At 57.4% G+C, this 20,207-nt stretch carries 18 protein-coding genes and 1 pseudogene; 13 read left to right on the forward strand and 6 right to left on the reverse strand.

Features of this window, described 5'->3' with window-relative positions:
• Positions 1 to 116 precede the first annotated feature (116 nt).
• Positions 117 to 1,874 carry an ATP-binding protein gene (locus ACI3K0_RS27715; protein WP_404946736.1) on the reverse strand — a complete coding sequence of 586 codons (1,758 nt, stop codon included), beginning with the start codon at positions 1,872 to 1,874 and terminating at the stop codon, positions 117 to 119.
• Positions 1,875 to 2,121: 247 nt separating this feature from the next.
• On the opposite strand from ACI3K0_RS27715, the gene ACI3K0_RS27720 reads away from it, so the two are divergent.
• Entirely contained in the window at positions 2,122 to 3,006 is an 885-nt protein-coding gene (locus ACI3K0_RS27720; RefSeq protein ID WP_404946714.1) for a helix-turn-helix domain-containing protein, read from the forward strand.
• Positions 3,007 to 3,183: 177 nt separating this feature from the next.
• Here ACI3K0_RS27720 and ACI3K0_RS27725 read toward each other — a convergent pair.
• A pseudogene (locus ACI3K0_RS27725) lies at positions 3,184 to 5,445 on the reverse strand (hypothetical protein).
• 340 nt (positions 5,446 to 5,785) lie between these two features.
• Here ACI3K0_RS27725 and ACI3K0_RS27730 point away from each other — a divergent pair.
• Complete coding sequence (locus ACI3K0_RS27730; RefSeq protein ID WP_404946715.1) at positions 5,786 to 6,097, forward strand: helix-turn-helix domain-containing protein; 312 nt, start codon at positions 5,786 to 5,788, stop codon at positions 6,095 to 6,097.
• Complete coding sequence (locus ACI3K0_RS27735; protein ID WP_404946716.1) at positions 6,090 to 7,343, forward strand: type II toxin-antitoxin system HipA family toxin; 1,254 nt, start codon at positions 6,090 to 6,092, stop codon at positions 7,341 to 7,343. Before ACI3K0_RS27730 ends, ACI3K0_RS27735 begins: the two co-directional genes overlap by 8 nt.
• Before the next feature lie 175 nt (positions 7,344 to 7,518).
• Here the strand turns inward: ACI3K0_RS27735 and ACI3K0_RS27740 are convergent, their stop codons facing one another.
• Positions 7,519 to 8,277 carry an SDR family NAD(P)-dependent oxidoreductase gene (locus tag ACI3K0_RS27740; protein ID WP_404946717.1) on the reverse strand — a complete coding sequence of 253 codons (759 nt, stop codon included), beginning with the start codon at positions 8,275 to 8,277 and terminating at the stop codon, positions 7,519 to 7,521.
• A gap of 282 nt (positions 8,278 to 8,559) precedes the next feature.
• Between ACI3K0_RS27740 and ACI3K0_RS27745 the strand changes: the two genes are divergently transcribed.
• From ACI3K0_RS27745 to ACI3K0_RS27770, 6 genes are all read left to right on the forward strand, one after another.
• Positions 8,560 to 9,138 carry a L,D-transpeptidase gene (locus tag ACI3K0_RS27745; RefSeq protein WP_404946718.1) on the forward strand — a complete coding sequence of 193 codons (579 nt, stop codon included), beginning with the start codon at positions 8,560 to 8,562 and terminating at the stop codon, positions 9,136 to 9,138.
• Positions 9,139 to 9,321: 183 nt separating this feature from the next.
• The gene (locus tag ACI3K0_RS27750) at positions 9,322 to 9,447 is read left to right on the forward strand and encodes an ABC transporter (protein WP_244654578.1); all 126 of its coding nucleotides are present in this window, start codon (positions 9,322 to 9,324) and stop codon (positions 9,445 to 9,447) included.
• 138 nt (positions 9,448 to 9,585) lie between these two features.
• Complete coding sequence (locus ACI3K0_RS27755; RefSeq protein WP_404946719.1) at positions 9,586 to 10,176, forward strand: hypothetical protein; 591 nt, start codon at positions 9,586 to 9,588, stop codon at positions 10,174 to 10,176.
• Between the two features lie 64 nt (positions 10,177 to 10,240).
• Positions 10,241 to 10,834: a protein-S-isoprenylcysteine O-methyltransferase gene (locus ACI3K0_RS27760; protein ID WP_404946720.1), complete on the forward strand. Its 594-nt coding sequence runs from the start codon at positions 10,241 to 10,243 to the stop codon at positions 10,832 to 10,834.
• A 7-nt stretch (positions 10,835 to 10,841) separates the two neighbouring features.
• Positions 10,842 to 11,627: a hypothetical protein gene (locus ACI3K0_RS27765; RefSeq protein ID WP_404946721.1), complete on the forward strand. Its 786-nt coding sequence runs from the start codon at positions 10,842 to 10,844 to the stop codon at positions 11,625 to 11,627.
• Positions 11,624 to 12,508 carry an SDR family NAD(P)-dependent oxidoreductase gene (locus tag ACI3K0_RS27770; protein ID WP_404946722.1) on the forward strand — a complete coding sequence of 295 codons (885 nt, stop codon included), beginning with the start codon at positions 11,624 to 11,626 and terminating at the stop codon, positions 12,506 to 12,508. Before ACI3K0_RS27765 ends, ACI3K0_RS27770 begins: the two co-directional genes overlap by 4 nt.
• A 512-nt stretch (positions 12,509 to 13,020) precedes the next feature.
• Here ACI3K0_RS27770 and ACI3K0_RS27775 read toward each other — a convergent pair.
• The 3 genes from ACI3K0_RS27775 to ACI3K0_RS27785 are packed head-to-tail and all read right to left on the reverse strand — an operon-like array spanning position 13,021 to position 16,477.
• The gene (locus ACI3K0_RS27775) at positions 13,021 to 14,688 is read right to left on the reverse strand and encodes a hydantoinase/carbamoylase family amidase (protein ID WP_404946723.1); all 1,668 of its coding nucleotides are present in this window, start codon (positions 14,686 to 14,688) and stop codon (positions 13,021 to 13,023) included.
• The gene (locus tag ACI3K0_RS27780; protein ID WP_404946724.1) at positions 14,688 to 15,623 is read right to left on the reverse strand and encodes a dihydroorotate dehydrogenase; all 936 of its coding nucleotides are present in this window, start codon (positions 15,621 to 15,623) and stop codon (positions 14,688 to 14,690) included. The genes ACI3K0_RS27775 and ACI3K0_RS27780 overlap by 1 nt, the downstream gene beginning before the upstream one ends.
• The gene (locus tag ACI3K0_RS27785) at positions 15,623 to 16,477 is read right to left on the reverse strand and encodes a dihydroorotate dehydrogenase electron transfer subunit (protein WP_148147117.1); all 855 of its coding nucleotides are present in this window, start codon (positions 16,475 to 16,477) and stop codon (positions 15,623 to 15,625) included. Before ACI3K0_RS27785 ends, ACI3K0_RS27780 begins: the two co-directional genes overlap by 1 nt.
• A gap of 333 nt (positions 16,478 to 16,810) precedes the next feature.
• Here ACI3K0_RS27785 and ACI3K0_RS27790 point away from each other — a divergent pair, with 333 nt between their 5' ends.
• From ACI3K0_RS27790 to ACI3K0_RS27805, 4 genes are all read left to right on the forward strand, one after another.
• Positions 16,811 to 17,695: a helix-turn-helix transcriptional regulator gene (locus tag ACI3K0_RS27790; protein WP_148147118.1), complete on the forward strand. Its 885-nt coding sequence runs from the start codon at positions 16,811 to 16,813 to the stop codon at positions 17,693 to 17,695.
• A gap of 198 nt (positions 17,696 to 17,893) precedes the next feature.
• A complete protein-coding gene (locus ACI3K0_RS27795; protein ID WP_148147119.1) occupies positions 17,894 to 18,679 on the forward strand; it encodes an ABC transporter ATP-binding protein in 786 nt (261 codons plus the stop codon).
• Positions 18,679 to 19,443 carry an ABC transporter permease gene (locus ACI3K0_RS27800; RefSeq protein WP_148147120.1) on the forward strand — a complete coding sequence of 255 codons (765 nt, stop codon included), beginning with the start codon at positions 18,679 to 18,681 and terminating at the stop codon, positions 19,441 to 19,443. The genes ACI3K0_RS27795 and ACI3K0_RS27800 overlap by 1 nt, the downstream gene beginning before the upstream one ends.
• On the forward strand, positions 19,440 to 20,207 hold the full coding sequence (locus ACI3K0_RS27805) for a nucleoside phosphorylase (RefSeq protein WP_148147121.1): 768 nt from the start codon (positions 19,440 to 19,442) through the stop codon (positions 20,205 to 20,207). Before ACI3K0_RS27800 ends, ACI3K0_RS27805 begins: the two co-directional genes overlap by 4 nt.

Genomic DNA, 20,207 nt, shown 5'->3' on the forward strand with positions numbered 1-20,207 from the left:
GACCGCAGCAGATCATCGAAAGCTTCGCTCTCACGCTATCGCGGCATGGCGAGATATCACCATGTCGATCAGCGCCTGAAACCTGGCCGATGTCGATCACCGTGCCATAGCCAAACTTAAGGCGACGACGCCATCACGGCTGAAGCGCTCCAGGCTTCCGCGCCCCGTCCCGGAGTAGCTGCCGCAATGATCTGAGGCCAGCCTAGCGCGGTGTAAAGCTTCATCCTGCTAGCCTCATCGATATCGGGATTTGCATTGAGGAATTCGATCGATGCGGTGACGACCGAGATGCATTCGTCGTAAAGCGACAGCTTGAAGAATAGCGGCAAGGCCGCAACGGTCAGCCGGGCACCGACCAGACTGTCTCCATGACCGGCCAGGGCCCAGTCCAGGCATGAGCGCAGGCCCGGCAAAAGATGGCCGAAATCGCGCACGGCCTCCTCGGTGGGCTGGACGTGGATTTTTGCCGAGGCTGTATCGAGCAACCGCCAGAGGTAGCGCGCGAACCGTTCCATCGCTGCGTCATATCCTCCTGACGCCGCGAGCTTTTCCGCACCATAGATCCGGGTTGTGTCCAACAGGCGGTAGAACTCATCGGTCGTCGATGTTTCCGCGACGACGAGCGACTTGGCGACGAGCGCGGCAACAAGGTCATAGGCATCGCCGGTCAGGACGGCGGCTGCGGCCGATATGGTGAAACGCCCGCGAAAAATCGACAGCTCGTCCAGGCCGCGCCGTTCAGGTTCCGAGAGCAGGACATAGCTCCAGTCCAGCGCCGCGCGCAGTGTCTGGTGCCGTGGCAGCGCGGTTCGCCTTCCACGGCTGAGAACCCGAAAGCAATCGTTGAGCGATGCCGCCAGGGTGGACAGGCTCATCGCCTCAAGCCGGCCTGCGGCGAGTTCGATGGCGAGCGCGATCCCGTCCAGCCGCATGCAGATGTCGATAACAACCGGTGTATCGGCAAGCGTCAGGCGATAACCGCCAAGGCAAGCATCGGCGCGTTCCACGAACAGCTGCACCGCAGAGAAGTTTAGTGCGTCCTCGACATCGGCTTGCGCATTCGGGATTTCGAGAGGTAGCAGACGATGGACGCGTTCGTCTCCCGCGCGAAGCGGCTCCCGGCTGGTCGCCAGAAAGCGGACTTTCGAAGTGCGTTGGAGCAAGGTTTCGACCAGTTTGGCAACGTCATCGATGACGTGTTCACAGCCGTCCAGGATGATCGTAGCCTCGCTGTTTTCCAGAGAGGCGCAAATAACCGCCAGCACGTTCTCTGCGCGATATTTGAGACCAAGGCTCGCGGCAACTGCGGCCGGTACAAGATCTCCCGACGCGAGGTCCGAAAATGCAACACTGATTACCTCTGCGCGGCTGCTCAGCCGCTCGGCTACTGCCCTTGCAACGGTAGATTTTCCGATCCCTCCCGGCCCGGTCACGGTAACCAGTCTGCCTTTCTGCAATTGAGCAAGGATGATCTCTATGTTTTCGCTGCGACCGAATACGTTAGGCCGAGAGCCGCGAAATTGGTCGAAATCCGCTTGCGGCATGCTCGGAGCCTGCGAGCTTGTGGAAACCTGGCCGATGAAGGCATAGCCTCTGCCCGGGATATTGGTGATGAACCTAGGTTCGCCTTTCGTGTCTCCCAGAGCTTTCCTCAAAGCAGAGATATGAACGCGCAAGTTCGCTTCATCGACGAATGTGCTTGGCCAGACATGCCTGATGATTTCATCATTGGTTTTCAGTTCACCGGGACGGGAAAGCAACAGAAGGAGTATGTCAGTGGCGCGGCTTCCTAAAGGGATGCTTGCGCCAACCCGCTTGAGGTTACGCCTCGCTGGAGAGATAGAAAATGAATCGAAGCGCAGTTCCACGTCCACCGTAACGCCTTTGTAAAGGATCAATCACCCGACCTGATACAATCTTACGTTAACACGAGATGTTCGCTCGGATAGCAGGTCTTTCAAAATTCTCGGCGACGACGATTGAAGCATTTAGAGTAAGAAAGGTCTTCTCTACTTGTGCCCAAGTTCTTACCCAAAATGCTATATGTTGATTTCCGTGCAAAGCGCGTAAAACAGACTGCCTAGAGATGGTCGCAACGGATAGTCACTTTATGAACATGGGGTGCAGAAGTTTCCTGATGCAGGACTGCTTTTCACTTCGCAGGCAAGAGGATGGACTGGAGTAGCGGCTGAGATACGCTCGCACCCGGCCGGACGCATACCCGACATCTGTTCATCGAAGACAGAAATCACGCTTGCTTTGCGAGGTACCTTGCATGGGCGGGTAGAGAGGAGAGGCAATGGCAACTTCCAGACCGCCGCCAGCCGAACCGGCACAGTCTGGTTTTCGCCGATCGGTGTGCTTGAAGACAAGATCATGATCAGCGAGACGATACCGGAAGTTCTGCATATCTACCTCGGTGACGAGCAGATCAATGCATTTTCAGAGGTGGTTGCACGCCCGATTTTACTGGACGATCGCTTGTACCGCTCAGGGCTTGAAGATGAATTTGTTCGCCAAGTCTGCATTCGCATAGCAAGCGAGTTGAAAAGCGAAACCGCCGGTGGGGCACTTTTGGTTGAGCAGCTTTCGACTGCTCTGATCGCGCATCTTTGCGGGCGTTATCACGATGACTGCCACACAGCGTCAGAGCACGTCAGTCACGCAACTCGATTGGACAACAGAAGGTTACGACGTGTTCTCGACTACGTGGAGGCCAACCTTGATTCTGATATTACGATTTCTGACATCGCCTCAATCGCATGTCTCAGCCGGTTTCACTTTTCGAGAGCTTTCAAGGCTTCCGTAGGTGAGAGCCCAAGTCGGTACATCGGCAAGAGGCGACTTGATCGTGCGCGTGAGCTCATTGAGAATACGGAGATGGCGCTCGCGGAAATCGCATTTGCTTGCTCATTCTCGTCTCAACAGGCATTCATCCGGGCGTTCCAACGACAGTTTGGGGAAACCCCGGGAGCTTGCCGCCGGCCTGAGTTTCTCAACGAGTAAGTATGTATTGCAGCATTTGAACTTCCGCCTCGGTCGCCCATGATAATTTCATGAGAAGTATCATATTGTTAGAGTTTCAAGGTAGATCGTAGGTTCGGATCCTTTCAAGAGCGAAACGACGAGGTCGGCTCGGACGTAGGCTGTCGCCACCATCCAAGCCGAGCATCTCATTCGATTTTATGCAGCTTCCCAAACCTGATTGAGGATCTTGGCCGCCAGCGCGGCCCTGTCTTGCGGCAGGAAGCGACCATAGTGCTGTTGCACGACATCGGGCGTGTCCTGAATAGCGTAGCTCGCCTGCTCGTATGATCCTGTCTGCTTCAGAATATGTGTCGCGGAATGTCGCGCAGGTTATGCGGACCATGCGGCAGCAAGCCCTTGATCGCACCACGCCCGGTGTATGGGTTGTAGATCCCGTAGCGCTGAATAACCGTCCGCCACGCCTCGTAGAACGTGGTGGAGTTGTAGGCTGCATCGATGCTGGTCGTCTTCACCGTCTTGACGAAGAACGTTCCAGGGTCTCTGGCACCACCAAGCAGAACGCCGCGATGGCGGTCGATGTACGCATCGAGGTATTTGTAGAGATCGAGCAAGTCCGGCAGGATCAGACGGAACGGCTTTTGACCGAAGAAAGATGAGCCGGAGTTCTTGAATGCGACCGACGGGATAAGGACCTCCCACCCATGGTCGCGATCACTCCAGCGCAACTCCCCGCATTTCATGTCCTCAAGCCGGCGTTCCGATGTCGGATAATGTCCGCGCGGACAAACACGCAGTAGACGAAGGTTTTCTGCCGCAGTCCGAGGTGCAGGCCGAGCCGAAGCAGCAGGAATGATCTGACGGCCTCAGCCGCTGGCCGTGGATATCTTCTTTCATCCGGCATGCGTGAGAGAATTTCGTCCGTGATCTTACGATATTCCGCCAATGGGCTTTCGGCCTTGAGGACGCACATGATCGGCTCGAACGGGTCGCGGTGAACACGCATGACGCGTTGAATTTCCTTGGAACGATTTGCGGCATGTCGGTGAAAGGCGTCGCAGGCGCCGTTCCAGTCGCGGGCTGCGAAGTCGATTTCTTCCTGCTCAATCAAGCCCGAGATCGGCCTGACGTTTTGAAGCAGCTCCGGGTGCTGCCGTATCCAACCGACATCCGCGCGAGTGAGGGCCTGGGCAACCATCAGCATGTCCTCTTCCCATTTGGTATAGAAGCCACGGCGCTGTTCCCGCCACTGCAGATACCACTCCCACACGCCAGGAAAGATTAGAAGACCAAAACTCAAATGACTGAGCGGAACGCCAAAACCTTTTACTGAACCGTTTGGTGAAGCGGCCAGCGCCCCAAACATCAGGCCAAGGTGTTCGATCTTTTGCGAAGCCGTTTCCTCTCCCCAAACGCCATTCCGCTGAAATCCAATCGCGGTCAGTGTCGAGGTCTTGAAACGAACGAGATCTGCCATTTCCATGGCAAGCCGTGGCGGCGCGTCCATAACGCCTGACAGCAAATCGGGATCATCACACTCGGCCACGACATTCTGATTGGCGCCAACCGCGGGTACCAAGGATCTCAGTGATAAAGTGCTTCGGCCATAGGTGACGCCGGGAAAGCGGATTGCGTATCGTTGCTTGCTGGCCGCCGCCTGGTATCGACGATACTCTGTCGATCCGGAGATGATCACGCGGCGATCCCAATCAAGGATCTCTTCGCGCTTGCTGAAGGGCAGATTGCTGAAATCATCCGGAAGATGCAGCGAGATCCTGCGCCGTTCAGCCGGGCTGATCTCACCGAGTTCGTGGCCATAAAGTGAGCGCGCCTGATGCGGCAGTTTCTCTTTGAAATATTCCTCCGAAAGTCCGTACCGTCGCTCAATCCGGCGGAGGATGTCGAAACTCGCAACAGAGCGTGGAACGCGCTCTCCTGTATCCATGACAGAAGCGTCTTGTTGTCGAAGGTCTCATTGAGATGAACAACGGCGCGGTAGAGCTGCCAATACGTGTCGCCGAACCGCCTCATATGATAAGTCAGCGCTTCCTGAAAGCTCGCTGGATCTTCTGTCGCTTCGAAAAGCGGCTCGGGGTTAGGGCTGATCTGCTTCGGTGCAGGCCCAGGCCGTACCGCAGCAGACCGGTCAACGGAACCGTCGGCCGCTGTGCGTTGCGGCTTTCTGGGGGAGGATACGGAACTTGCCTTTTTGGTGGGCACCGTTTTGCGCGGGCTAACTGTCGGCTTTGGTGACCGTCGTCCTTCGGCTGCCGGTGGTGCCTCGAGCCATCGGATGATTGAATCCAAGCCTGGCCGAAGCTGCTTTTTCAGTTCTAGCGTCAGTTCGGCTTCGATTCCACATGCCTGACCAATCGTCATCCAGTCGATATGGCCATTCAGTCGCGGTGGCGATTTCCGGTAGATGATCAAACTGATCAGGTAAGGCCGGATATTCTCCATCACCCGCCAGGATGCGATTGGCGCGATACGCAACTCGCAGAACTCGGATATCTTTCGCTGAAAATGACGTCATGAAATGTCGTTTTTGTCATGCCCATTCCGTTTCTCTCGGCGCCAATGCCGAGGGCGAGCGGGAGTAGAGTGTCGCATTTAATAAAATTATACCTATTGCTGTGCAGGTGAGGACGTCAACTTTTTGGTCGGTGCCTTGCCATAGTGATCTCTTGAGGGCTCATTTTGAATTAGGAGATATGTCAACAGATCATTTTGATAACTGAGCGCTTGACAAAAGATCCGCATACATTCCTTCTAGAAGAGAATGATCTGTCGGAGTATCAACGTGGGCCATTTGTCAAACCCTTTGCTGGAAGTTGGTAGCGTGTTAAAGGCGGCCCGCAAGGACCTCCAACTCACGCAGGAACAAGTTGCAGATATGGCGGGCATCTCGCGCCCGAGGTATCGCGAAATCGAGGTCGGCAGCGCTGCTGCCCGCGTTACGACACTGATCAACATCGCGCGCGCACTTGGTCTCGAACTGATGCTCATCCCGAAAGCTATCGCCCCGGCAGTCGATGCTCTCCTGAAGCCTCATGGTGACGAAGATGATCTGCCAGCCTTCGTTGTCAGCCGGGAGAGCGACGATCATGACTGATGTTCCGCTTCATCCGAGATCAATTTCGTCTCTCGAGGTATTCCTGAATGATCTCAAAGTTGGGACGATCGTCAGGACGCCGGGCGACTTTACCGCATTCAGCTTCGAGGACAGCTATCGTGCGACCGGCGGGTTCCCTGTGCTCAGCCTGTCTTTTCGTTCGGCCGCCGGTGGTCTCCGCAAAGATCCGAAGCCCGTAGCAAGAGCACTGCCGGCGTTTTTTGCCAATCTTCTGCCGGAAGACAAGCTGCGCGAAGCGATGGAGAAGCACCACGTAGACAGCGTCCGGGCCGGAAACGACTTCGATATCCTTGTCGCGCTTGGTTCGGATCTGCCAGGAGCTGTTCGTGTCGCGCCGAGCGGAGGTGCTGTGGCTTCTGTCGAGGCGCGTTCGCGCCCCAGACCAAAAGCCCGCTTTTCTCTGGCTGGTGTCCAGATGAAGCTCTCTGTCATCAAGAACACAGGCAAGGGTGGAGGACTGACCATCCCGCTCGGTGACGAGCAGGGTTCGTACATTGCCAAGTTCCCCTCGACATCTTTCCCCGGCGTCTCCGAGAACGAATACGCTCAACTCGCCTTGGCCGAAGCCATAGGGATGGACGTACCAGAGCGTGAACTCGTCGACCAAGCAGATTTTGAGGGCATTCCGGAGGAATTTGCGACGCTGTCAGATGGCAAAGTCCTATTGGTCAAGCGGTTCGATCGTAAGGCAAACGGTGAGCGGATCCACATGGAGGATTTCGCCCAGGTATTTGGTATTTATCCTTCCCGAAAATACGAAGGGGCAGCGTATCATGACATCGCCAGAGCGCTCGCAATAGCGGTCTCAACTACTACCTCGCTCGAATTCGTACGACGGCTGGCTTTCGCCGTCATGACTGGTAACGGCGACATGCATCTCAAAAACTGGTCAGTTGCCTATGATGGTGTGGGTGACAAACCGGCGATCGCACCAGTTTACGACGTACTTTCAACAATCCCGTATATTCCAGCTGACGGAATGGCACTGTCGCTTGCTGGCGAGCGCTCATTCAAAGCGATGAATGCGCAGAGATGGAAAGCATTCGCCAATCGGGCACAACTGCCGGAAGCTGCAGTCCTCGGAGCGGTGACCGAAATTGTGGGCCAGGTCGACAGGTTCTGGTGGTCCTTGCCAGAGCGGGCTTATGTTCCCCCAAAAGTGCTGGAACGCATCGACGGGCACATCAACGCGATGATGCCTATCCTTGGCACATGCGCCGAGTAGCGCTGGCTTCGGACCGCTAGCATCCCCCTGCGAGAGTATCCACCAGCAAATCATGAATAGGTGCCAACTGGGTCGTTGGTTTGAGTTCCTTCAAAAGTTAACCTGTGGATACTGAGTTCAGAGGACAATCAGTTGGATCGTCACATTTTCGGTTTTGCGGTCCTGTCAAGCTCGGTCAATGAGCGCTGTACGCGCCATCGACAAGATGACAGCTTCCGGTAATGAAGCTTGCCTGATCTGACAATAGGAAGCAAACGAGGGCGGCTACTTCATTTGGCGTTCCACAGCGCCCCATTGGCTGTAATGCCTCCATGCGCCGGTTGTTGGAAAAATTCTTGTAAGCGGCCTCGAGGAGCGGTGTCTCAATCCAACCTGGACAAACGGCATTGATGCGAATGCCGCGCTTCGCATATTCGATCGCCGCAACCTTGGTCAGCCCGATAACTCCGTGCTTGCTTGCGGTATATGCCGCAGTTGCTGGCAGTGCTACCGAGCCAAGCACGGAAGCGACATTGACAATCGCTCCTTGGCCGAACTTAAGCATTGCAGCAATTTCGTATTTCATGCAATAGAAAACGGCGTTGAGATTGACATCCATCACCCGATGCCACTCATCGAGCGAATAGCCAGCGGTGTCGACCTGACCGCCATAGCTGCCGGCATTGTTGATTGCCAGATGAAGACCGCCAAATCTCATGGTAACATCATAAATCATGGCCTCGACAGCTTCCGGGTTCGTAACATCGACAGCCATGTCGTGGGCGAGATGTCCGCAAGCGGAAATTTCAGACGCAATCCTGCGCGCCGCGTCATCGTTCACATCCGCTACGATGATTTCAGCGCCTTCCTCTGCCAGACGCCGGCATATGGCCGCACCGATGCCAGAACCGCCGCCAGTCACGATCGCGATCTTCCCCCGCATATCAGCTTTCACCTGATCGTCCCCCAAGTTAACACACGATCCGAAGCAGGATGTTTGGGTAGATAACTCTTTGTCGAAGCCTAAAGCAGTCTTGTGCCCTGCTTACGGAATCACGGTTTACTTTCCATAGCGTACCGGTAAGGTTGCAGAGACGGAAGAAAAAGCAATCACTAACTTTGCTTGTCGGATTGGTGGCAAAAGCTTTGCTGTAATAGAGTGGAAGTCCCGCGACCCGACCTTACAAAAGACTGGCATCGCATCGAGACAGATTTTCAACGAACGCGATAGGTAGGCATGAGCACGATCCTCATGACGCGCCGACGCTTTATGCTCTTCAGTTTGAGCGGTTCGGCATCCGGTTGTACTTCAATGGCTTGGTCGCCGTTCGCCGTTACGAGTTATCGGCTGCCTGCCGAATACCGACGTCGACGCGTTCCCTATGATGGCGGCGAGGCGCCTGGCACGATCATCGTCGATACGGCCGAGCGGTACCTCTATCACGTCGAATATGGCGGTCGAGCAACGCGATATGGTGTCGCCGTCGGAGAGGCCGGCCTCTCGCTGAAGGGGCGAGCGACAGTGGGTCGAAAGGCGGAGTGGCCGTCGTGGACACCGACTGCCAGCATGATCCAGCGCAAGCCGCGTCTGCAGCAATATGCGGGAGGCGTGGAGGGCGGCCTTCATAACCCGCTTGGAGCCGCTGCACTTTACCTCTATCGGGACGGCGAGGACACGATGTACCGTCTTCATGGCACAAACGAACCCTGGTCGATAGGACATGCGGTTTCGAATGGCTGCGTGCGGCTGACCAACAACGACATCGTCCATCTATACTCACTGACACCTCTCGGGACGCAGGTCTTGATTATCTGATGACGCAGATTTGCGAGGACTGCACCGGGCTGGTTTCACATAGCGCGCTGACCGAAACGAGAACACCGTTCAACGAATGAAAAGGTTGTGTGACATTTATATGCTATTCGTGGTAGTTTTTTACGGTTATGAAATAAAGCGTTGCCTGAAAGACCCGATTCCGAAACAGGAGAGGACATCTTTATGAGCAGACTTATGATTATCGCAGTCGCAATCGTGTCAGTCGCCAGCCTGAGCGGATGCGGGATGATTGGTAAGGGCAAGGGGAAGGCCCCGCCGCCTGCAGCGCAGACAGCCGTGTACAAGTAGCTTTCGAGATCGACGGGGAGCATCCGCCGATGCTCCCCGTCATATGAATTATGTCAATTTCTTCCAATCATTCGCGTTCGAATTGAGAAGCTGGCAGCTCTCACTCGAATTCTGGCGTCCAAGGGAAAGAGCAGGTTGATGCCGGGTAGAAAGTACTTCGCGTCCCTCATGGTCTGCCTGTCTCTGTTTATGGTTTCCTGCCAAGGTGACGACAAACCGCCGCTACCGCGTTACATATCGACTTACCACAACAGCTCCGATTCACCCACCATCGCCTCTCGACGTGCCGAACGTCGGTATTTCATTGAATTTCGTTCACGCTATGCGCTGACTTATGGGCATTCCTATGTCATTTTTGGACAATCGGGAGCCAATGGCCAGACGATTACTCGCGAGGTGGCCGGGTTAGCACCAGCTACAAACGATCCGCTCCCCTACGTCCTTGGTCACTTGATTCCGGTACCTGCCGAGACGGGTGAAAGTGATGGCGATCTGGAGGAGGAATATCGTTCGGCAAGTTGGCGCGTCGTGCTGACCAGGGCTGAGTATGAGAAAGTCGTAGCCCATATCCGCATGCTCAAAGCCAAATCAAAAGTCTGGCTGGCGTCCGTGAGCAACTGCAATGCTTTCGTGGCAGATATTGCGCGTTCCATGGGTTACAAAGCACCTTCGATTTATCTTAGACCTCAACAGTTCATCACGAAGCTTCGCGAGCTGAACGGGGGATGAGAATGGATAGAAAGAGCGCTGGACCGAGAAAACCGCCACTAGCCGATCTTCCTGGGTGCCTTAGATGAATGCATCCTCAGCCATTATCGGCGAGTCCATTTGGGTCGCCGGCATCATAGGTTGGTATATTATTCGCCGCCCTTTCGAACGGCGGGCCAAGGCCATTCGCGTTATCGATAATCGTCGTTCGGTCGTCGATAGAATTGGCTTGTGGGCGGCAGTCCTAGGGCAAGGTCTTGTCCCGGGTGTTTATATAGCGACAGGCATGCCGGCCGTTGCGGACTTTCCTGCCCACATATGGGCCACCGCCTTGGGCACTGTCCTGTTGTTTTCCGGTCTGTGGCTTTTCCGAAAAACTCATAAGGAACTCGGCAAGAACTGGTCCATCAGCTTGGAGATACGTGACAAGCACAGGCTGGTGGACACCGGCCCTTATTCACGCGTCCGTCACCCGATGTACAGCTCATTTCTGTTGTTGGCACTCGGGCAGATGTTCTTGCTGCCCAACTGGGCTGTCGGACTGGCAGGGCTTCTGGGATTCTCTATTCTATTTTTCCTCCGGGTAGGAAAAGAGGAACACATGATGATGGAAACCTTTGGCACTGATTATCTAAACTACGCGAACACAACGAAGCGGATCATTCCCTATTTCTATTGAGGCGCATATGCGAGGCCGTGCCCTTAAAATATCTGCATCCCGCCGGCTCGTCGGAGATCTGATGCGATTTTCGATTGGGATACCCAGGGTCACTGTCCAAAGAAGAATGGATCTCAGACATCTTTTGGCGGCACGGAACTCGCGGACCCGACGCCCCTCCTGGACAGTACTTTTCTTAAGGGGATATGGAGCCCTTGCTCAGGAGATACCTGAACTTCGCCGCGCGTACGTCAAACTCCCCTGGCCGCATTTCTACGAATATTCGAAGAGTGTTGCATCTGTCGCTTACGAGCGCGAGTATCAAGGCGAGCGTGCTGTTTTGCTTGCTACCATCAAGCATCCTGAGAGCCGTTCGATATCCTCGATCCAACAGATCGTCGAAGCGACGCGCTCAGAGCCTGTCCTGACGATCAAACAATTCCGGCGCGCTTTGCGGTTCGCCAAACTGCCCGGGCCCGTCAGGTGGCTATTAATGTGGTTTGGTCTCAATCTCGCAAGACAGCGCGAACGATTTTTCGGAACGTTTCAGCTTTCGGTTTATTCAGGCCTGGGCGCGGAATCATTGAACCCACTGACGCCGCTCACAACGCTACTCAACTGGGGACAGATCGACGAAGATGGAAACATCAGCGTTCGAATTCTTTACGATCACCGAGTAATGGACGGCGCAACCGTCGCGCGCGCGCTAGCGCGTTTCGAGGCGATCTTGAACGATGATGTCGCATCGGAAGTCAAGCAGCTTCCCGGCGAAGAAACAATCATGACAACATCCAAAACCGGCACAACGGAATGATTGATGAAACAGCAGCCAGACGTGCCGTTGTGGTCGTCGGCGGGTCACGCGGGATTGGGAAAGCAATCGCCAAGGTTGCTGCCAGCGAGGGTCGTCCCGTCGTACTCGTTGCTCGCTCGCTCGACCATCTCGCTGAGGCTGCCAGCGAGATTCGCATGGCGGGGGGCGAGGCGTTTATTCTGGATCTGGACCTCTGTTTGGCCGGTGCCGCAGCGCGTGTGGAAGAGTTCCTTACCGAGAAGGGGCTTCTCTGTGATGTGCTTGTCAATAGCGCCGGATACGGGTTGCGCGGCGCGGCGAGCGTCATGCAGATCGACAAGCAGATCGGTATCATTGACGTCAATATTCGGGCGTTAAGTGAGCTGACGCTCCATTTCCTGCCAGGAATGTTGAGGCGAAGGCAAGGTGGTGTGATCAATCTGGCATCTGTTGCGAGCTTCCTTCCAGGCCCCAATATGGCAATGTACTACGCGAGCAAGAACTTCGTGCGTTCGTTTTCCGAAGCTCTGAATGCCGAGCTTCGCTTTACGGGTGTGACCGTAACCTGCGCCGCGCCAGGACCTGTCGCTACTGAATTCCTAGATCACTCTGGAGCTGGAAGAGTACCGTTGTTCAAAATTCTTCCCAGATACCCGGCTCCCTACGTAGCTGAGCACGTCTGGCACGGTTTCAAGTCAGGACGTCGACTTGTAATTCCAGGGTTTTGGGCGAAAATCGCAGCCGCGACTGCAAGAATGTTACCGACAGGTTTTCTGCTGTTTGTAGTTGGCCGGTTGCAGCGCCGGAGTAGCGACCTCTGCCCTTGCGGCTCAGGCCTTCGGTACAAAGCTTGCTGCCGTGCCACATATAGTGCCAACGGTCGCAAATCAGGCACCGGATGAACGGAATAGTACCGCAGTGAGATGCATTCGGTCTACGCGAGCTGCGTATCACTAACTGCGAAAGCGTATGGCTGGCGAGCTAAAAGCCCCACTGTAATAAAGTGGCTGACGATACCGTGGCGTAGTTTCAACTCTGATTTTCATGTCGCGATTTTTTAGGTCGCATTCTCGAGCCATGCTTTCGAGGCTGCGCGTGTCAGCACACTCCAGCTTTGTCGCCGGCAGGTTCCTTGAACGGCTCATACTATCTGCGCCATCTTGCCCACGGCTACAAAATGGGTGGATCCCAAGTAAGGAAGAGGCCTACATCTCCCGGCATACCCGCCGGGAAATTGATGATTACTCCTTTGAGACCTTAGCCCTTGGGCTCGGCAACTTGTCGGAATAATTCAAGGACTTCCAATTTCAATCCGTGATAAACCATTCCAAATGGAGTCACCGAGCGGGCGTGTAAAAGCAGCTGGGCTCGCCCCTGGTGGCTGATCTCAGGTGGCGGCCAACCAGTGATCGTTCTAGGATTGATGCTCGGCAATCTTGCCTCTGATTATGCTTGTTGCAATCTTCGAGACTACGTTCAGACGCTGCTCAGTGTCAGAATCTTGGAAGGCCTTGTCGAGCATATCAACGTAGCTCTGAAAACGTTCGAGTTCCTGCTCGAATACACTCGCATAAGACCCCCCGTCGTAATGCAGATCGCCGAACTCCTGCGCTGCAGTCGCAAGAATAAAATAGCCAGCGGCTCGATCCGGTTCCGCCAGGGCTGCCTGCCGTGCTGCAACTGCCGCTGCCTGATAGGCACGTGCACCATTGCCCTTCTCGCGGATGATATCGGTGATGCTGCTGAACATGGAAACTTTCGCCTTTCCTGTCTGGTTTGAAACTGTTGCCCGCTCGGCTGTTCCTGTGAAGCCGCCGAGGAATTGATAAAGAATGCCGGTTGCGAGGCCGAAGTCGTCGATCTCCATCGCTTCCTGCGGATTGTGCGAGCCGTTGCGGTTGCGAATGAAGATCATCGCCGAGGGAATGCCGGCCTTGGAAAACACGGCCGCGTCATGGCCGCCGCCCGAGGGAATGGCCGATGCCGGCACGCCGGTGGTCTCCGATGCCGTTTGCAGCATGGCGATCAACCTTTCGTCGCAGAGCGCGGGGCTGGTCCACAGCGCCTGGCCGAGGTCGAAACGGACGGCACGTTCACGCTCGATGCGCCCGACATGGGAGAGCACGAGCGCGTGCATCGTCTCCAGCATCGCGCTGTCCTGACTGCGAATGTCGAGGCTGAATTCGACACTGTCGGGAATGCGGGAAAGAGCGTGTTTCTGCTGGTCGGTAGAAACCATGCCGCTGGTCACGACGAGGTCGCGGCCCTTGGCGACGAAATCGTGCCAGGCGGCATCGAGCACATTGAGGAGTTCCGCCATGGCCAGAACTGGGTCATGCCGGTAGGCCAGCGGAACGGCGCCGGAATGGCCGGCCTCTCCGAAGCAGGCGATCTTCCTGTAGCGGAAATTGCCGCGGATGCCCGAAACGATCGCCGCCGGCAGATTGCGCTCGATCAGCACCGGGCCCTGTTCGATATGAACTTCCAGATAGGCGCTGACCGTCGCGCCATCGAGAAGCGGTTTGCCTGCGCGCACCGGCGCCATGTCGATGCCGGTCGCCTGCATGTGTTCGTCGAGCGTGCGGCCGTCGGCCCGGTGGCGTGCTGCAAGTTCATCGGCAAAAAGAGCGCCGACCAGCGCCTTCGAGCCGATATAGCAGGGGCCGAACCAGGCGCTTTCCTCGCCGCGCATGGCAATCACCTTGACGGGAGCGGGAAAGACAAATCCTTCCCGGCAAGCGCGCACCAGGCACAGAAGGCCAGAGAGAACGCCGGCGAGACCATCGAAATTGCCGCCGCGCGGCACGCTGTCCACATGTGAGCCAATTAGCGTGAAACGCGGAGTTCTCCGGTGTTCGGGCAGGCTGAAGACGACGTTGCTGCCGGCATCCCATTCCGCCACCAGGCCTTCCGATTGTGCGAAATCGATCAGGTATTCCAGCGTCGCCGTTTCGATCTCGGAAAAAGCCGGGCGGCTGACACCGTCGACATCGGCGGTGCGGGCGGCGATCTCGGCAAACAGACGTTCGGCCGTGGCGGTCAGGTCGAAGACTTCCGCTGTCTTGAGAAGGGCGGCAGGCATCAGGCATACTCCGCAAGGGTGATGGTTTCGTCGGCAAGTCGTGCCGAGCCGATCAGGGCGTCGAGCGAGGCGAGGCCACGTACGGCAAGCGTTGCCTCAAGCTCTGCTACCAGACGCGGCATGGTGTTGGGGCTGATGAAGGTGGCGGTGCCCACCTGCACGGCGCGGGCACCGGCCATCAGGTATTCGATCACATCATCGACGCTGGAAATGCCGCCGCAGCCGATCACCGGGATGGCAACGGCCTTGGCGCATTGATAGGTCATGCGTAGCGTGATCGGCTTCAGTGCCGGGCCGGACAGGCCGCCCATGACATTGCCGAGCTTGATTTCGCCGCTGCGGCTGTCGATCGCCATGGCCAGCATGGTGTTGGCCGTCACCAGCGCATCGGCACCGGCGGCTTCCGCCGCCAGCGCTACGTCCACCACTTCGCCTGTATTGGGAGACAGCTTTGCCCAGATCGGCAGGTAGGTGGCGGACCGGATCTTGCGGATGACGTCCTCGGTGGAGCCGGGGCGCATTGCAAAGGCCTTGCCATGGTCCTCGAGATTCGGGCAGGAAATGTTGACCTCGATCGCCGCCACGCCCAGCACACTCACCTCTTCGGCAAAACGGGCAAAGTCGTCGGCGGTATTGGCGGAGATGCTGATCACCAGCGGAGCCTCGTAAGCGGCATAGAAGGGAATGGTGTTCTTCACGAACCATTCGGCGCCCTTGCTCGGAATGCCGATCGAATTCAGCATCGCGCCATTGACCTCGCAGACGCGCGGCACCGGATTGCCGGAGCGTTTTTCGCGGGTGATCGTCTTGGTGACATGCGCGCCGATGCAGTCGAGATCGAAGACCTCGGCCAGTTCCTCGGAAAACGTCCCGGAGGCCGGCATGATCGGGTTTTTCAGCGTCAATGCGCCGATCCGGGTGGAAAGGTCGGCCATCACATCGCCTCCTGCAGATCGAAAACCGGGCCTTCGCGGCAAACCCGCAAGTTCACCGCGCCATCGGCGCGCCGGAAGGGGCGCACGCAGGCCTGGCACATGCCAATACCGCAGGCCATGTGCTGTTCGAGCGCCACCTGTCCACCGATGCCGTGGCGCGTGCCGATATCTTGCAGCATGCGCATCAAGCGCGAGGAACCGCAGGTGAAGAAGGCATCGATGCCGCGCGTTGCGATCAGCCCTTCGATCAAGGCCGTCAGGCTTTCGACGCCGGAATTGCCTTCTTCGTCGGTGACGGTGATGACCTCGGCGCCGCAGTCTCGAAAAAGGTCGGTCGACATCAGCAATTCGGGAAAGCGGGCGCTACAGATCGCCGTCAATGGCCGGCCGAGGCTGGCGCATTCCTTTGCCAACGGCGCAAGCGTTGCCAGTCCGACGCCACGGGCCAGCAGCAGCGGCCTTTGCCATTCCGGCCGGATCTCGAAACCTTGGCCGATCGGGCCGACGATATTCAGTGTGCCGCCCGCCTCGAGTTCGGCCAGCGCACCGGTTCCGGTGCCTGCGACCTTGTAGAGAAAGGACAGTTCGCCCCTTTCCCGGTCATAGCCGTAGATGCTCATCGGCCGGCGGAAATAGGGCTGGAAACGATCCGTCTGCGGGCAGAGCAGGTGGAAGAACTGGCCGGGCCGGCAATCGAGCACGCAATCGGGCGCGGCAAGAACCATCAAGCGGTACTGGCCGTTCACCCATTCGTGGCTTTTGATGCGGGCCTCCAGCTCATGAATGGAAGGCTGCCGCAGAAGGGCAGCGGGCGCAAAGGCTGAATCGGAAATGGCACGGAGGCTGGCTGACATGGCGGTTCCGGAAGGAAAAGGGGAAATGGGATGCCCGGCAGCGGTTGACCGCTGCTCAAGGACGTTTCTGTAATCGAAAGAGGCTTGCGACAGCTGAGGCATCCCCGTCGTCGCGCGCGGCCGTTGGCTGAGGATCAGCGTCGGGCGAAAAGGCGATCGGACGTCATAGGGCTCTCCATGCGTTCAAAAACAAAGCCTATTTTGGAACCGCGAATACTGTCAAGACGATTCTCAAAAATGAGATTGTTCGCATGAAAAATATCCGCATTGCGAATTATCCCGAGTTTGTTTAGGCATTCGAAGGTTTATCAATCCGCGAACGGGGGAATCGCCATGGACTTTGTGAGTTCCACCGAGGATGTCGGCCGTCGCCTGCGCGCCTTTCGTATGGGGGCCGGCCTCACGCCCGAAGATTTGGCAATCAGGGCAGGCGTGTCACGCGCTGCCATCTATCGATACGAATCCGGAAAACCTCCGAAGGTCGATACACTTGGCAAGATTGCCGATCTCCTCGGTGTTTCCCTGCCGACATTGCTGGGCGTCGGGGTTGAATATATCGCATCCGCCATCAGCTTCTTCGAGCGCATGCGCCAGATGGAAGAGGATGTCGACCAGATCACCGTGATGTTCGGGCCGATTTCCTACCTGCTGACAACGGACCGCTACGACGAACTGCTACCGAAGATTTTCGATGAAAGCATTCCGCAGGATGTAGACAACCGGCCGGCGGCGCTGCGCGATATCGGCGCGCTGATGGATATCCTCAAGGCCCGCAAGGATAATTTTCGTCGCCGCAGCCCCAATATCGTCAGCCTCGTATCGGCCGCCGAACTGGAGGAATTCGCGCGCGTCGGTTTTGTCGGCGCCCATAATCCGCCCGATGTCGATCTGGCCAAGCGGCAGGCGGCGGCGCATGAAGAGATCCGCAACATCGTCCGCATGTTGCGTGAACAGCCGATCGGCGTGCAGATCGGCGTGGTGATCGATTCAATGCCGGGCGCCAGTTTCCAGGTGTTCAAGCGGGCAGACCGGGCGCAGGTCGCCGTCAGTCCGTTCCGTCTTGGCTCCTTCGCCAATATCCGTGTCGGCGTCGCCACCGTCACTGCCGCCACTGAGGCAGTGCAGCTTTACGGCAGCATGACCGACCAGTTGTGGCGGCGCAGTCTCAAGGGAGATCAGGCAGCGGATTTTATCGAAAAGACCGTATTGCAACGCTAGGTCAAGATATGAATCTTTCTCGCATTGCACGTAAAAGGATATTCTTTTGATACAAATCTCATCTTTGAGAATTTTTGTTGCGTGGGTGAATGTTTTGTGAAAGCTTGCGGCCTTTCCCGGGAAAACTGGCGACACGAGTGGGCAGGGCCCTCTCGATATCGGCATTGATCTTCCCGTTTCTGAGATACGGAGTTTTTGGTGTCGCAATCTGAACGGATGATCGATATCGCGGGTGTCCACAAGACATTCGTCGCGGACCACGGAACGGTGACGGCGCTCGAGCCGGTCACGATCACCATCAAGCAGGGTGAGTTCATCTCGATTGTCGGTCCTTCCGGCTGCGGAAAGTCGACGCTGCTGCGGTTGATTTCCGGACTCGATCACGCCAGCGGCGGCACGATCACGCTCGATACCGCCGGTCGCAAGCGCCCGGTCGGCTTCGTTTTCCAGGAGCCCGTCCTGCTGCCGTGGAAGACCATTCTCGAAAACGTCCGCTTCCCCCTCGATACCGCCGGGGTTTCCCGAGCCGAGGCCGACAAGGTTGCGCTCGATCTCATCAAGATGGTTGGGCTTGTCGGCTTCGAAAAGGCGCTGCCGCGCCAGCTTTCCGGCGGCATGCGCCAGCGCGCCGCGATTGCCCGTTCGCTTTCGGACGATCCGCCGATCCTTTTGATGGACGAGCCTTTTTCGGCCGTCGACCTGATGACGCGCGATACGCTTAACGACGAACTGCTGCGCATCTGGCAGTCGACCGGCAAGACCATCCTGCTCGTCACCCACAGTGTCGATGAGGCTGCCTATCTGGCCGACCGCGTCATGGTCATGACTGCGCGTCCCGGCAAGCTGAAATGCGTTCACGACGTCGATCTGTCCCGCCCGCGCGGCGAGGATACCAAACTCGATCCTGCCTATCATGCGCTGGTTGCCCAGCTTCGTCGCGATCTGCGCACGCCGGGTGTGGTGCACGGCGAGCGGGCGCACTGATGATCAGGCGCTTCACCGCTTGGATCGATTATGCGCTGGCACTAGCCGTGTTACTCGGCGCCTGGTGGTTCGCCACCGGCCCGATGGCCATGCCGACTTATCTCCTGCCGTCGCCGCTGCGCACCTGGAATGCGCTGGCCGGTATCGCGATGAGCGGCGAGCTCTGGGTGCATCTCGGTTTCACCGTGCAGAACATCGTGCTGGGGCTCATCCTCGGCCTCGTCGCGGGGATCGCGCTCGCCTATGTGATGACGCGCTTTCCCAAGCTCGCCATCTGGGTCGATGGCCCGCTCGTCATCCTCCAGACCGCCCCAAAAATCGCGCTGGCGCCGCTGTTCGTGGTCTGGTTCGGTTTCGGCATCCTGTCGAAGATCATCCTGATCTTCTCGCTGGTCTTCTTTCCGGTGTTCATCGGCGCAGTCGCCGGTTTCCGCACGCTCGATCCGAAGATGAAGGATCTGTCAAAACTTCTCGGTCTCGGCCATATCCAGCGGTTCCGCCAGATCGAGCTGCCGTCGGCAATGCCGGAAATCTTTGTCGGCCTTAAGATCGGCGCGGTTCAGGCGCTGGTCGGCGCGGTGCTGGCGGAATGGATGTCCGGCAAGCTCGGCCTCGGTTACCTGATGACCTATGCCGGCGCGACCTACAAGACGCCGCTGCTGTTTGCCGCAGTGCTGCTGACGGTCGTGCTGGGTCTGCTCATGCATGTCGTCCTGACAATGCTCGAAAACCGGCTTCTGTCCTGGAAGGGTGCCAAGCGATGACAAGTGCAGCCTTTCCCTGGAAGAACGGCCGCCCGCCGCATCTGCCTTGCGGTCCCGGCGATATCGCCGAGAATGTTCTCACCCCCGGCGATCCCGATCGCGTGCGCCTGCTGGCCGACATGCTGGAAGACGTGACCGATTTCGGCCGCAAGCGCGAATTCGCGCTCATCACCGGCACGTTTGAGGGCCAGCGGCTGACGATCTGCTCCACCGGAATCGGGGGTCCCTCGACCGAGATCGCGCTGGTCGAACTGGCCATGCTCGGCGCAAAGCGCGTCGTGCGCATCGGCGGCATGTCGGCGCTGGTGGCGAATTATGAACCCGGCTCGTTTGTCGCCGTCGATCGCGCCCTCGGCGATACCGGCACCGCGCGCACCTACCGCGCCGCCGGCGGTAAAGCCAAGGCCTCGCCCGCGATCGTGTCCGGTCTGGTCGATGCCGCGGCCGAGCAGGGGTTGACCTGTCGTCCTGGCATGGTCGCCTCCACCGACAGCTATTATTTCGGCCAGGACCGCCGTTATCGCCCCGTCGATGACGGGCAGGATCTGTCCGGCGCCTTCATCGACGGCTTTCTGGCTAAGGGCGCTATCGGCGTCGAGATGGAGAGCGAGATCATCATGACGGTCGGCAGCGCCATCGGGCTCGAAACCGGTTGCCTGCTCGGCGTCCACGGAAACCGCGCCACAGACGAATGGCTCGACGATTACGAACCCACCCAGCGAAATCTCCTGCGCATTGCAGGACGTGCCTTCTCGAAACAATGA

It is taken from the genome of Rhizobium sp. ZW T2_16 (genome assembly GCF_044987325.1).
In the GTDB taxonomy this organism is placed as follows: Bacteria; Pseudomonadota; Alphaproteobacteria; order Rhizobiales; family Rhizobiaceae; genus Neorhizobium; species Neorhizobium cellulosilyticum.